The sequence below is a fragment of the Kitasatospora sp. NPDC058965 genome (assembly GCF_042741245.1).
Taxonomy (GTDB): domain Bacteria; phylum Actinomycetota; class Actinomycetes; order Streptomycetales; family Streptomycetaceae; genus Kitasatospora.
The window spans coordinates 1-11451 of sequence record NZ_JBHYKG010000278.1 but is presented as its reverse complement, the minus strand read 5'-3'; the positions used below and the strand labels follow the sequence as shown (position 1 = coordinate 11451).

Annotated in this window: 11 protein-coding genes; 6 read left to right on the top strand and 5 right to left on the bottom strand. The window is 74.2% G+C overall.

Annotated elements, in window-relative coordinates; translation table 11 throughout:
- On the bottom strand, window positions 1-293 hold a 293-nt coding region (locus tag ACFW1A_RS31965; protein WP_380415053.1), incomplete at its 3' end, for an FGGY family carbohydrate kinase.
- A gap of 89 nt (window positions 294-382) precedes the next feature.
- On the opposite strand from ACFW1A_RS31965, the gene xylA reads away from it, so the two are divergent.
- Window positions 383-1555, top strand: a complete 1173-nt coding sequence (gene xylA / locus ACFW1A_RS31960) for a xylose isomerase (protein ID WP_380415051.1) — start codon at window positions 383-385, stop codon at window positions 1553-1555.
- A 34-nt stretch (window positions 1556-1589) separates the two neighbouring features.
- Here xylA and ACFW1A_RS31955 read toward each other — a convergent pair whose 3' ends face one another.
- Window positions 1590-4352 carry a cation-translocating P-type ATPase gene (locus tag ACFW1A_RS31955; protein WP_380415049.1) on the bottom strand — a complete coding sequence of 921 codons (2763 nt, stop codon included), beginning with the start codon at window positions 4350-4352 and terminating at the stop codon, window positions 1590-1592.
- 38 nt (window positions 4353-4390) lie between these two features.
- Entirely contained in the window at window positions 4391-5338 is a 948-nt protein-coding gene (locus ACFW1A_RS31950; RefSeq protein WP_380415047.1) for a polyphosphate kinase 2 family protein, read from the bottom strand.
- Between the two features lie 288 nt (window positions 5339-5626).
- Between ACFW1A_RS31950 and ACFW1A_RS31945 the strand changes: the two genes are divergently transcribed.
- From ACFW1A_RS31945 to ACFW1A_RS31935, 3 genes are all read left to right on the top strand, one after another.
- A complete protein-coding gene (locus ACFW1A_RS31945; RefSeq protein WP_380415044.1) occupies window positions 5627-6967 on the top strand; it encodes a cytochrome P450 in 1341 nt (446 codons plus the stop codon).
- 127 nt (window positions 6968-7094) lie between these two features.
- A complete protein-coding gene (locus tag ACFW1A_RS31940; RefSeq protein ID WP_380415042.1) occupies window positions 7095-7664 on the top strand; it encodes a hypothetical protein in 570 nt (189 codons plus the stop codon).
- Window positions 7654-8142, top strand: a complete 489-nt coding sequence (locus ACFW1A_RS31935; RefSeq protein WP_380415040.1) for a hypothetical protein — start codon at window positions 7654-7656, stop codon at window positions 8140-8142. The genes ACFW1A_RS31940 and ACFW1A_RS31935 overlap by 11 nt, the downstream gene beginning before the upstream one ends.
- On the opposite strand, the gene ACFW1A_RS31930 is transcribed toward ACFW1A_RS31935, so the two are convergent.
- Window positions 8090-8404: a hypothetical protein gene (locus tag ACFW1A_RS31930; protein WP_380415037.1), complete on the bottom strand. Its 315-nt coding sequence runs from the start codon at window positions 8402-8404 to the stop codon at window positions 8090-8092. The genes ACFW1A_RS31935 and ACFW1A_RS31930 overlap by 53 nt on opposite strands.
- A gap of 173 nt (window positions 8405-8577) precedes the next feature.
- Here ACFW1A_RS31930 and ACFW1A_RS31925 point away from each other — a divergent pair, with 173 nt between their 5' ends.
- Window positions 8578-9492: an FAD-dependent monooxygenase gene (locus ACFW1A_RS31925; protein ID WP_380415034.1), complete on the top strand. Its 915-nt coding sequence runs from the start codon at window positions 8578-8580 to the stop codon at window positions 9490-9492.
- 52 nt (window positions 9493-9544) lie between these two features.
- Here the strand turns inward: ACFW1A_RS31925 and ACFW1A_RS31920 are convergent, their stop codons facing one another.
- Window positions 9545-10453, bottom strand: a complete 909-nt coding sequence (locus ACFW1A_RS31920) for a LysR family transcriptional regulator (protein WP_380415032.1) — start codon at window positions 10451-10453, stop codon at window positions 9545-9547.
- Window positions 10454-10597: 144 nt separating this feature from the next.
- Between ACFW1A_RS31920 and ACFW1A_RS31915 the strand changes: the two genes are divergently transcribed.
- The gene (locus ACFW1A_RS31915) at window positions 10598-11296 is read left to right on the top strand and encodes a type 1 glutamine amidotransferase domain-containing protein (protein ID WP_380415029.1); all 699 of its coding nucleotides are present in this window, start codon (window positions 10598-10600) and stop codon (window positions 11294-11296) included.
- The last annotated feature ends 155 nt before the right edge of the window (window positions 11297-11451 follow it).

Here is an 11451-nt window from a genome sequence, read left to right as displayed (position 1 = left end):
TTCCAGAGCAGCGCCGGGCGGACCGGGCGGCCGGCGGCGTCGAGCGTGACCAGGCCGTGCTGCTGGGCCGCGACCGAGACGGCCGCGGCGGTGCCGGCGTGGCCGGTGGCGGCGACGGCCGCGGTGAAGGCCTGCCACCACTGCTCGGGGTCGCTCTCCCGCCCGGCGCCGGCGCTGACGGTGTGCGCGGCCCGGCCGCTGCCGAGCACCTCGCCGGTGTCGAGGTCGACGGCCAGCGCCTTGGTGCTCTGGGTGGAGGAGTCCACCCCGATGACGACGCGGCGCACGCTCATGTGTTTCTCCTCGGTACGGGGGGTTTCGTCAGGCGCCTGAACATATTAGTTTGTTTTCTGCCATGACGAATAGACCCAGGAGCCGCACCATGAGCACCGACCCGCTGGTCCCCACCCCCGCGCACAAGTTCACCTTCGGCCTGTGGACGGTCGGCTGGCAGGGCCGCGACCCGTTCGGCGACGCCACCCGTCCGGCCCTGGACCCGGTGGAGACCGTGCAGCGGCTCGCCGCGCTCGGCGCGCACGGCGTCACCTTCCACGACGACGACCTGATCCCGTTCGGCGCCCCGCAGGCCGAGCGCGAGGCCGTGGTCAAGCGGTTCCGCACCGCGCTGGAGGAGACCGGCCTGCGGGTGCCGATGGCCACCACCAACCTGTTCACCCACCCCGTCTTCAAGGACGGCGCGTTCACCGCCAACGACCGCGACGTGCGCCGCTACGCGCTGCGCAAGACCCTGCGCAACATCGACCTCGCGGCCGAGCTCGGCGCCCGCGTCTACGTCGCCTGGGGCGGCCGGGAGGGCGCCGAGTCCGGCGCCGCCAAGGACGTGCGCACCGCGCTGGACCGGCTCAAGGAGGCCTTCGACCTGCTCGGCGAGTACGTCGAGCAGCAGGGCTACGACCTGCGGTTCGCCATCGAGCCCAAGCCGAACGAGCCGCGCGGCGACATCCTGCTGCCCACCGTGGGCCACGCCCTCGCCTTCATCAACGAGCTGGAGCGCCCCGACCGGGTCGGCCTCAACCCCGAGGTCGGCCACGAGCAGATGGCCGGCCTGAACTTCCCGCACGGCATCGCCCAGGCCCTGTGGCACGGCAAGCTCTTCCACATCGACCTGAACGGCCAGTCCGGCATCAAGTACGACCAGGACCTGCGGTTCGGCGCGGGCGACCTGCGCCAGGCGTTCTGGCTGGTCGACCTGCTGGAGTCGGCCGGCTACGACGGCCCCAAGCACTTCGACTTCAAGCCGCCGCGCACCGAGGACTTCGACGGGGTCTGGGCCAGCGCCGCCGCCTGCATGCGCAACTACCTGCTGCTGGCCGAGCGGGCGCGCGCCTTCCGGGCCGACCCGCAGGTGCAGGAGGCGCTGCGGGCCGCCCGGCTGGACGAGCTCGCCGTGCCCAGCGCCGCGGACGGCCTGGCCGGTCTGCTCGCCGACCGGTCGGCCTTCGAGGAGTTCGACGTCGACGCGGCCGCGGCCCGGGGCATGGCCTTCGAGCAGCTCGACCAGCTGGCCTACGAGCACCTGCTCGGCGCCCGCTGAGCCCGGTCGGCCGGCCCCGCCCGTCGAGCCCCCGTCAGCCCGCGGAGCGCGGGCCGGCGGGGGCGGCGCCCGGCACCGCACCGCGGGCGGGCGCCCACCGGCGGGCCAGGAACTTGCCCAACTCCCACAACAGCAGCAGCGCCACGGCGGCCAGCAGCGCCCAGCCGAACTGGCGGGCGTTCAGGTCGGTGGTGCCGAGGATCCGGTGGAAGGCGTCCATCTGGGTGACCGCCACCGCCAGCACGAACTCCGCCAGCGCCGCCCGGTTCATCTGCTTGCTGTCGAAGGTGCTCACCGTCAGCACCGAGTCCCGCTCGCTGCGGCACTCGTACGCCGCCACGATCAGGCACAGGGCGAAGGCGGTGAACGCGATCGAGTTGCCGATCTGCGCGCTGCCGAAGTGCGTCTCGCCCAGCTTGATCAGCAGCAGCAGGGCGACCGTGACGGCCAGCCCGGCCAGCCCGACGGTGACCACCACGGACCGGGTCAGCACGCTCTCCCCGCGCGGCCGCGGGGTGCGCCGCATCAGCCCGGGGCTCTCCCGGTCGAACCCCAGCGCGAAGCCGAACGGGGCGTTGACCACGAAGTGCACCCACAGCACCTGCGGCGGGGTGAACGGTTCGCCCGCGGCGATGTTGAGGACCGTGGCGCCGAGGAAGGTGAGCACGAAGGTGACCAGCAGCACCAGGACGAACCGGATGTACTTGGTCAGGTTGTCGTAGAGCTTCCGGCCCTCCGCCACGGCGTACACGATGGTGGCGAAGTTGTCGTCGGCCAGCACCATCCGGCTGGCGTTCTTCGCCACGTCCGTCCCGCTGCCCATGGCGATGCCGATGTCGGCGGCCTTGATGGCCGGCGCGTCGTTCACGCCGTCGCCGGTCATCGCGACCACGTCGCCCTTCTGCTTGAGCGTCGCGGCGAGCAGCACCTTGTGCTCCGGGGCGACCCGGCCGACCACGCCGATGTCGTCGATCCGGGCCAGCCGCTCGTGCTCCGACAGCGCCGCGAAGTCGGCGCCGAGCATGGCCTCGCCCTCGATGCCGAGCTGCCGGGCGATCGCCGCGCCGGTGGTGACGTCGTCGCCGGTGACCATCCGGACCCGGATGCGGGCGGCCTGGGCGCTGGCCACCGCCGCCTTCGACTCCTCGCGCGGCGGGTCGACCATGGCCACCAGACTGGTCATCCGCAGGTCGGTGACGAGCGCCAGCAGGTCGCCGTCCGGGTCGAAGTCGGCCGGGTCCAGGTCGCGGACGGCGGCGGCCATCACCCGCAGGCCCTCGCCGCCCATCCGCTCGGTCTGGGCCCGGGCGCGGTCGGCCAGCTCGGCGTCCCACGGGATGCCCGCGCCGTCGGCGAGCGCGGTGGCGGCGCGGGCCATCACCGCGGGTGCCGCGCCCTTCACGAAGCACCGCACCACGGGCCGGCCGTCCGCGTCCTTCGCCTCGTTGAAGCTGGCCATCAGCTTGTAGCCCGGGTCGAACGGGAGGATCGCCAGCCGCCGGTAGCGCTCCCGGGTGGCCTCGATGTCCAGCCCGGCCTTGTGGCCGAGGACCAGCAGCGCGCCCTCGGTCGGGTCGCCGACGACCTCGCCGTCCACCAGCTTCGCGTCGTTGGCGACCAGGTAGGGCAGCACGGCGTCCTCGATGCTCGGCGAGGAGCCCGCGGCGTGCTGGATCCGCCCGTCCAGCCGGTAGCCGGTGCCCGAGACGGTGTAGCGGTCGGTCGGGCTGAGCACCTCGACGACCGTCATCTGGTTCATCGTCAGGGTGCCGGTCTTGTCGGAGTTGATCGCCGAGGTGAACCCGAGGGTCTCCACCGACGGCAGTTCCTTGACGATGGCGTGCCGCTTGGCCAGGTTGAGGCTGCCGACCGAGAGGATGACCTGACTGACCGTCGGCAGCGCCTCCGGGATGGCCGCGATGGCCAGCGAGACCGCGCTGACGAAGAGCGCGTCCCACGCCTCGCCGCGGCTGCGGCCGAGCGCGAACATCACGACCATGGTCAGGCCGGCCGCCGCCGCGATCCACAGCGTCAGGGTGTTGAGCTCGCGGGTCAGCGGCGACTCCTCCCGCTCGGTGGCCGAGAGCATCCCGGAGATCTTGCCCAGCTCCGTCCCGGCACCGGTGGCGGTGATGACGAGCAGTCCGCTGCCGTGCGTGACCGGCGTGTTCATGAACGCCATGTTGGTCTGCTCGCCCGGGCTCGGCCGGCCGGCCGCCAGGGTGCCGGCGTCCTTCGAGGCCGGCACGCTCTCGCCGGTCAGCGCGGACTCGTCGATCTGCAGCGAGCCGGCCTCGACGATCCGCCCGTCCGCCGGGACCTGGTCGCCCGCCGAGATCAGCACGACGTCGCCCACCACCAGCTGCTCGGCCGGGATCTGCGCCTCGCTGCCGTCCCGCCGCACCCGCGCCGTGGTCTTCATCATCGACTTCAGCGCGTTCATCGCGGACTCGGCCTTGCCCTCCTGGCGCAGGCCGACCACCGCGTTGAACAGCGTCAGGACCACCAGCAGGATCGCGGTGCTCCACTCCTTGATGGCCAGCGACACCACCGCCGACGCCACCAGGATGATCTGCATGTAGCTGCGGTACTGGTCGAGGAAGCGCAGCCAGCCGGGCCGCGCACGCTCCTCCGGCAGCGCGTTCGGCCCGTGTGCGGCGAGCAGCTCGGCCGCCCGGGCCGCGGTGAGCCCGGTCGCCGGGTCCACCCCGAGCGCGGCGGCCACCTGCTGCGCGGAACGCGCGTACCACTGGTCCGCGGACCCGTGCGGTCCGGACGCGTCGGCCTGCTCCGCCATGGTCACTCCTCCAGGTCCGTGGACGATCCGCCGGGGCGTCAGCGGTCGTGGTGCTTGGCCGCGTACGGGTCGCGCGGCGCGCCGCCGGGGGCCTCCCGCTCCAGCCGGCGCTTGGCGTCCTTCAGGGCCCGCCGGGCCTCGGCGCCGACCGTGGGGTAGCGCGGATCGAGCTCGACCAGCGTGTGCGCGAGCACCGCCGCCGCGCAGATCCGGGCGAACCACTTCCGGTCGGCCGGCACGACGTACCAGGGCGCCCACGGCGTGCTGGTGGCCGACAGCATGTCGGAGAACGCCTCCTGGTAGTCGTCCCACCGCTCGCGCTCGCGGATGTCGGCCGCGGAGAACTTCCAGTTCTTCTCGGGCAGGTCGATCCGCTTGAGGAACCGGGTGCGCTGGGCCTCCTTGGAGAGGTTCAGGAAGATCTTCACCACCTTGAAGCCGTTGTCGGCCAGGTAGCGCTCCCAATCGTTGATCTCCCGGTAGCGCCGCTCCCAGACGCCCGGACCCTTCGCCTCCGCGGGCAGCTTCTGCCGGTCCAGGTTCTCCGGGTGGACCCGCACCACCAGGACCTCCTCGTAGTGCGACCGGTTGAAGATCCCGATCCCGCCGCGCTCCGGGAGCCGGCGCGCGTACCGCCACAGGTAGTCGTGGTCGAGCTCCTCCGCGGACGGGACCTTGAAGCTGCTCACCTGGACGCCCTGCGGGTTCACCCCGCTCATGACGTGACGGATCGTCCCGTCCTTCCCGCCCGCGTCCAGCGCCTGCAGGCAGAGCAGCACGCCCCAGGTGTCCTGCGCGGCCAGCCGCGCCTGGTAGTCCGCCAGCAGCTCCACCCCGGTGCGCAGCAGCTCGACGCCGTCGCGCTTCTTCATGCCCGCCTTGTACCGGGGGTCGAAGTCCTCGGCGAGGTCCACCCGGGAGCCCGGCTCCACCCGCAGCGGCTCGATGAACTCCGCGATCCGCTCGGCCGTTCGACGGTCCGTCATCGCCCGCTCCCGTTCGTCCCGGCCGTGGCAGGCGCCGCGGGTGCGGCGACGCGGGCCGGACCGGGACCGACCCGCGCGGGAGGAGTGCTTCCTGCCACGCTGCGGCGGCGGGCCGGGCACGGCAATCCGACGGCGTCCGTCCGGGTGGGGGCGGTCCGCCGCGGTCCGCCCGTTCGCCGGGTGGCGGTCGCGGTCCGTCCCTCCGGACGGGTGGCGGTCCGTCACGGTCCGTCCGTCCGCCGGGTGGCGGTCTGTCGCGCCCGGCCGGGCCGCGCCTACGCTGAGGCCGTGTCCTCGTCTGCGCGGGAAGCCGCGACCGCGACGTACGTCCACGCCGCCGTGCCCGGGGCGGTGCCGGTGCTCGGACACCTGCCGGCCCTGGCCCGCGATCCGGCCGCCTTCCTGGGGCGGCTGTCCCGGTTCGGCGACCTGGTGGAGGTCCGGCTCGGGCCGAACCGGCTGGTGGTGCCCTGCCACCCCGAGCTGCTGCGGCAGGTGTACGCGGACGACCGGACCTTCGACAAGGGCGGCCCGATCTACCAGCGCTTCCGGCGCGTCCTCGGCAACGGGCTGGCCACCTGCGCGCACGCCGACCACCGGCGCCAACGGCGGATGCTGCAGCCCGAGTTCCGGCCCGAGCGGCTGCCCGGGTACGCGGCCGTGATGACCGCCGAGGCGGCCCAGCTCGCCGGGTCCTGGCAGCCCGGCGAGGTGGTGGACGTGTTCCCCGCCTGCTACCGGTACACCCTGCGGGTGGTGGCGCGCAGCCTGCTCGGCACCGAGGCGCCGGACGCGCTCGCCGACCGGCTGCAGCACGCGTTCGAGACGGCGTTCGCCGGCGCGCTGCGGCGGGTGATGCTGCTGCCCGCGGGCCCCGGCTACCGCGCGGCGGTGCGCACCCTGCGGCGCACGGTGGCCGAGCTGGTGCAGGAGCACCGGGCCCGCGGCGGCGACCGGACGGACCTGCTGGCCGGCCTGCTGGCGGCCCGGGACGAGGACGGCTCGACCCTCTCCGACGCCGAGCTGCACGACCAGGTGGTCACCCTGCTGCTCGCCGGCTCCGAAACCACCGCCGCCCAGCTCGCCTGGACCCTGCGGCTGCTGACGGCGCATCCGCCGGTGCTGGCCGCACTGCGGGCGGAGCTCGACGCGGTGCTGCCGGGCGGGCGCGCGGCCGGCTGGGCGGACCTGGAGCGGCTGCCGTACACCGCCCGGGTGCTGACGGAGGCGCTGCGGCTGTACCCGCCGGGCTGGGTGCTGCTGCGCACCTGCACCCGGGAGACCGAGCTGGGCGGCCGCGCCCTGCCGCGCGGCAGCCAGGTGCTGCTCAGCCCCTACGTCGCCCACCACAACCCGCGGATCTTCGCCGAGCCGGCCCGGTTCGACCCCGACCGCTGGCTGCCCGAGCGCGCCGCCGCCCTGCCGCGCTGGGGTTTCGCCGGCTTCGCCAACGGCCCGCGCCAGTGCGTCGGCGCCGACTACGCCCGGGCCGAGGCGGCGATCGCGCTGGCGACGGTGCTGGCCCGCTGGCACCCCGTGCCGGTGCCCGGGCGCTCCGGGGCCCGACCGGTGCGGCTGGCCACGGTGCTGCGGCCGCACCGGCTGCGGCTGCGCATGCTCAGCCGGTAGCGGCGCGGGTGGCCGGGTCGGCGGCGGGGCGGGTGGCGATCGGGTGGATGGTGGCGCGCCGGGGGAGTGTCGCCGCCGGATCCCCGGCCGGGTGCGCCAGGCTCGTGCCGAAGAGGAGGCGATGACCATGGCCGCCGTGCGCCGTTCCGGACGTGTGACCCCCGCTGTGCTCCTGGTGCTGGCGCTGCTGGCGCCGGCCGTCGCGGCGTGCTCCAGCAGCAGCAAGCCCGCGGCGAGCGGCGGGACGAGCGCCGCGAGCAGTCCGACGGGGGCAGCCGGCTCCAGTACCGGCGCCACCGGGCAGACGACCACCGTCACGGTGACCGAGAAGGAGTTCTCCCTCACTCCGTCGCAGACCCAGTTCGCGCCCGGCTCCTACACCTTCGTCGCCAGCAACGGCGGCTCGGTGACCCACGCGCTGGCCATCTCCGGGCCCGGGGTCAGCACCACCCAGACCTCCAGCGTCCCGCCGGGCGGCTCGGCCCGGTTCACCGTGACGCTCCAGCAGGGCAGTTACGAGCTGTGGTGCCCGATCGACGACCACAAGGCGCTCGGCATGGACCTGCACATCCAGGTCGGCGGGGCGGCCTCGGGGTCGCCGACCGCGAGCGGCAGCGCCACCACCAGCAGCACCGCGACCGGCAGCCCGATGACGAGCAGCGCCGCCGGCGCCACCGCGAGCAGCAGTGCCTACTGAGCCGCGGCACCGCCACCGGCGCCCGCGCGCCGACGGGTCGTCGGCGTCGCCCGCGCTCCGGGTGCTGCAGGTGCTCACGGCGGTCGCGCTCGCGGTGGACGCCGCCCTGCACGCCGACCTGGCCCCCGGCTACGACCCGATCGGGTCGGGCCTCACCCAGGGCACCCTGTTCCGGGTCGAGGCCGCGGTGGCCTGCCTGGCCGCGCTGCTGGTGCTGCTGGCGGGGCGCCGGCAGGGCGCGTGGGCCTTCGCCGCCCTGGTGGCCGCGTCGGCCCTGGGCGCGGTCCTGCTCTACCGCTACGTGAACGTGGGCACCCTCGGTCCGCTGCCGAACATGTACGAACCCGCCTGGTTCCCCAAGAAGACCGCGACCGCGATCGCCGAGGCCGTCGGCACCGCCACGGCGGTCGCGGGGTTGGTGCTGCTCAGAAGATCGGCGTCGCGGCCTGGATCTGCCCGAGGCCTTCCTCCATCGTGAGCGAGGGCAGGACCTGGACCGTGTTCCACTGCGCGAGGCGGGACTCGACCAGGAACTGGTCGACGTTCTCGGCCGTGGCCGACCGCACCACGACGACCACCGTGTGCTCGCGGTTGACGAACGGGCCCGCCACGATGTCGACGTCCGCGTTCCGGGCGAAGGTCGGCATCTCGGGAGCGAGCTTCAGCAGGAGGTCGCGGGTGGTCGCATTGGCCATCGGGCAGACCTCCGCACTGTGGCGCGCCAGGAGGACGAAGAGCATGTCAGGCTCCTCTCCGATCGAAGAACCCCTGGTTCCACGCTAGGAGCCCGGCGCGCGCCGCGCGACCGGCGGGGATCCGGTGTACCGTGCCGCCGCACCGCCCCGCGGGCGTCGCCGAACATCCGTATGATCACGATCGGTTGATCCGGTGGCTGGGGAGTCGGGAGGCAGGCGTGGGACTGCAGGTGATCGTGGGGGCCGGCCCGGTGGGGACGGCGACGGCGCTGCTGCTCGCCGAGCGGGGCGAGCAGGTCCGGGTGGTGAGCCGGCGCGGTGCGGGGCCCGAACACCCGGGGGTGGAGCGGGTGGTGGCCGACGCCACCGACGTGGACCGGCTGAGCGGGCTGGCCGAGGGCGCCGACGCGCTCTACAACTGCGCCAACCCCGCCTACCACCAGTGGCTCACCGACTGGCCCCCGCTGGCGGCGGCGCTGCTGGCGGCGGCGGAGCGCAGCGGCGCGGTGCTCGCCACGGCCAACAACCTGTACGGCTACGGGCCGGTCACCGGACCGATGACCGAGCGGACGCCGCTCGCGGCCAGCCACCCGAAGCTGCGGCTGCGGGCCGACATGTGGCGCGATGCGCTCGCCCTGCACGAGGCCGGGCGGATCCGGGCCACCGAGGTCCGCGGCAGCGACTACCTGGAGGCGAACTCGATCATCACGTTCGCCCTGGGCAAGCCGCTGCTGGCAGGCAGGCGGGCGTACGTGCCGTCGGCGCTCGACGTGCCGCACAGCTGGACCTCGATCACCGACGTGGCCCGCACCCTGGTCACCGCGGCTGCCGACCAGCGGGCCTGGGGGCGGGCCTGGCACGTGCCGTCGAACCCGGCGCTGACCGTCCGGGAGCTGGCGCAGCGGTTCACCGAGGTCACCGCGTCGCCCGCGCCGAAGCTGTCCCGGATCCCGTACCCGGTGATGTGGGCGGTGGGCCTGTTCTCGCCGATGGTCCGTGAGCTGCGGACCACCCGGTACCAGTTCGAGCAGCCCTTCGTGCTGGACTCCTCGCTGACCACCGAGACCTTCGGCATCCGGCCCACTCCGCTGGAGGACGCCCTCGCCGCCGCCGCGGCGACCGTGCGCGGGTGAGGCCGGCCGGGCTCCGGTCCGGCCGGTCGCACCGCCCGGCACCCGCGCCGGCCTACCAGGACTTCGCGACCGCGAGCAGGTGGTTGCGGACCCGCGCCACGTCCGGGTTGCGCGAGCCGCCGAGGCGTTCGACCAGGAAGCCGGTGTTGATCGGCGGGTCCGCCGGGTGGTGCAACAACTCCAGCTGACCGCTCGCCAGTTCGGCGCGGCACAGGTAGCCCGGCAGCACGCTCCAGCCGGTGCCCGCGACCAGCGCGGCCAGCACGCCGCGCAGGTCGGGCACGGTCACCGCCGCCGGGGTCGACAGGCGCCGGTCGAAGACGTGGCGCCAGTACCGGCGGGCGATCGGCAGGTCCTCCGCGTAGCTCACCAGCGGCACCTCGTGCAGGGCGTCCGGCAGCGCGCGGCCGGACAGCCGCCGGGCCCAGGCGGGCGCGGCGACCAGCACGAACTCCTCGTCCACCAGCGGCTCGGAGTGGAAGGTCCGGCCGCGCGGCCGCTGGGTGGCGACGACCAGGTCGTGGTGGCCCGCACGCAGCTCCTCCAGCAGCGGGTCGGTCAGCCCGGTGGCCAGCCGCAGCCGGACCCCGTCGGCCACCAGCGGGGCCAGTGCCGGCAGCAGGACCGCGCAGAGGAACTCCGCCGGACCGGCCAGGTGCACGGGCTGCGCCGCCGGCTGCGGACCGTGGCCCGTGACGGCCGCCAGCTGGTCGAACGGCGCGGCGAGCCGGGCCGCCAGCTCGTCCGCGTGCGGCAGCGGGGTGACCCCGCGCGCCCGCCGCTCGAACAGCTCGCGGCCCAGCCGCTGCTCCAGCGACCGCACCTGCGTGGTCACCGTCGACTGGGACAGGCCCAACTGGTGCGCGGCCGCGGTGAACGAACCGCAGCGGTGCACGGTGAGGAAGGTTCGCAGCAGGTTCAGGTCGAGCGGCGCCGACCCTTCGGGAATCCGATCGCCCATGCAGCGAGCCTACGGGAGGTCGATGGCAGGGAGCCATCGGTCCGTCGATGGCCGGCATCGGAGTGTCCATTGGTCGCATAGCTTGAGCAGGTCTACCTTCGAGATCGTCAAGCGCACGGACCGACACCTACGGAGAGAACCGCCATGGCCAAGAAGATCCTGTTCGTGATGACCGGTGCCGACCACTGGACGCTGAACGACGGCACCCGGCACCCGACCGGCTTCTGGGCCGAGGAGGCGGTGGCCCCCTACGAGGTCTTCACGGCCGCCGGCCACCAGGTCACCGTCGCCACCCCGGGCGGGGTCGTGCCCACCGTGGACCGGGGCAGCCTGGCGCCGGCCGCGAACGGCGGCGAGGAGGCCGCGCGGACGATCGCGCAGACCCTCGCCTCGATCGAGGAGCTGAAGAGCCCGGTGGCGCTGGCGGACGTCGACCTCGACGACTGGGACGCCGTGTTCTACCCGGGCGGCCACGGCCCGATGGAGGACCTGGCCGTCGACGCGACCTCGGGCCGGCTGCTCACCCGGGCCCTGCACGGCGGCAAGCCGCTCGGCGTCGTCTGCCACGCCCCGGCCGCCCTGCTCGCCGCGGTCGAGCCGGACGGCAGCAACTCCTTCGCAGGCCGCGAGGTCACCGCGTTCAGCAACGCCGAGGAGACCCTGGCCGGGCTCGCCGACAAGGCCAAGTGGCTGCTGGAGACCCGGCTGGTCGAGGCGGGCGTCCGGGTCCGGGTCGGCGAGCCGTTCGCCCCGCACGTGGTCGTCGACGGCAGCCTGGTGACCGGTCAGAACCCGGCGTCCTCCGCCCCGCTGGCCGAGGAGCTGCTGAAGATGCTGGGCTGAGGCACCCCGGGCCCCGCCGGGTGACGGCGTGTCACCCGGGTGCGCGGGTCACTCGGCCCGGATGTCAACGGCGTGACAGGAACTGACGGTCCGTCGGGTGCACCCGAGCGCCGAAGGACGACCCGCCGTAGAGTCGCCGCGGGCCCGTGCCGGGG

Excerpts from the sequence above, each read along its gene's own strand:
- ACFW1A_RS31955 (WP_380415049.1), bottom strand. The coding sequence starts at position 4,352 with ATGGCGGAGCAGGCCGACGCGTCCGGACCGCACGGGTCCGCGGACCAG.
- ACFW1A_RS31950 (WP_380415047.1), bottom strand. The coding sequence starts at position 5,338 with ATGACGGACCGTCGAACGGCCGAGCGGATCGCGGAGTTCATCGAGCCG.
- ACFW1A_RS31915 (WP_380415029.1), top strand. The coding sequence starts at position 10,598 with ATGGCCAAGAAGATCCTGTTCGTGATGACCGGTGCCGACCACTGGACG.
- xylA (WP_380415051.1), top strand. The coding sequence starts at position 383 with ATGAGCACCGACCCGCTGGTCCCCACCCCCGCGCACAAGTTCACCTTC.
- ACFW1A_RS31920 (WP_380415032.1), bottom strand. The coding sequence starts at position 10,453 with ATGGGCGATCGGATTCCCGAAGGGTCGGCGCCGCTCGACCTGAACCTG.
- ACFW1A_RS31940 (WP_380415042.1), top strand. The coding sequence starts at position 7,095 with ATGGCCGCCGTGCGCCGTTCCGGACGTGTGACCCCCGCTGTGCTCCTG.
- ACFW1A_RS31930 (WP_380415037.1), bottom strand. The coding sequence starts at position 8,404 with ATGCTCTTCGTCCTCCTGGCGCGCCACAGTGCGGAGGTCTGCCCGATG.